We start from the raw sequence: 1082 nt of genomic DNA, 5'->3' as shown, positions 1-1082 counted from the left end.
GGACCTTTATAAGCCACCTGCCCCTCCACACCTTCAGGAACCAACTTAAGTTCATCACGAACATCATCTTGAAAATAGCGATCTGCCGATCCTCGTGCCATAGCACCAACAGATCCCATACCACGATAGGCTTTAAAAGATCGGCCTTGATAGAGATAAACTTCACCAGGACTTTCTTCTGTACCTGCTAAAAGAGATCCAATCATCGCTGCACAAGCCCCACCAGCTAAAGCTTTAGCAAAATCACCTGATGCTTTGATTCCACCATCTGCAATGATGGGAATGCCCGCTTTTTCAGCAACTTCTGCAGCATTCATTATGGCTGCAAGTTGAGGAACACCGACACCAGCAACAATACGCGTTGTGCAAATAGAGCCAGGACCAATACCAACTTTTACCGCATCTGCACCACTGTCAATCAATGCCTGCGTTGCTTGAGCAGTTGCTACGTTCCCAGCAATAACAGCTAGAGAGGAAGCCATCTTTTTAATTCGTTCAACAGTTTCTAGCACATGTTGAGAATGCCCATGCGCTGTATCAATAACCAACACATCAACACCCGCGTCGATGAGGCGTTCAGCACGTTCAATCCCTCCATTCCCAACACTACTGGCTGCTGCAGCACGCAAACGCCCTTGAGAATCTTTAGCAGCATTTGGATTTAATTTTGCTTTTTCAATATCCTTAACTGTTATCAGTCCGACACAACGATTTTGTTCATCCACAACTAATAATTTTTCAATACGATGATGATGTAAAAGATATTTTGCTTCATTAAGTTTGACATTTTCACGCACCGTGATCAAATTTTCATGCGTCATTAATTCATAAATTTTTTGTTTTGGATCCGATGCGAAACGAACATCTCTATTGGTCAAAATACCAACAAGTCGTCCTGCTGTCTCACCTTTAACACTATTTTCAACAACCGGAATACCTGAAATGCCATGAGAGCGCATCAAAGATTTCGCTTCCTCAAGTGTTGCATCTGGTCCAATTGTCACCGGATTAACAACCATACCAGATTCAAACTTTTTTACTTGGCGGACTTCTTCTGCCTGTTCTGCAGGAGACATATTACG

1 protein-coding gene is annotated in these 1082 nt (G+C 43.2%); it reads right to left on the bottom strand.

The window, feature by feature from the left end; genetic code table 11:
- Positions 1-1082, bottom strand: a 1082-nt coding sequence (guaB, locus tag ACFIKE_RS11160; RefSeq protein WP_375649999.1) for an IMP dehydrogenase, incomplete at both ends; no start/stop codon positions are given.

It is taken from the genome of Bartonella sp. MU70NMGDW, from assembly GCF_042194085.1.
Classification (GTDB): domain Bacteria; phylum Pseudomonadota; class Alphaproteobacteria; order Rhizobiales; family Rhizobiaceae; genus Bartonella; species Bartonella grahamii.
This window is presented reverse-complemented; position numbering and strand designations above follow the sequence as displayed.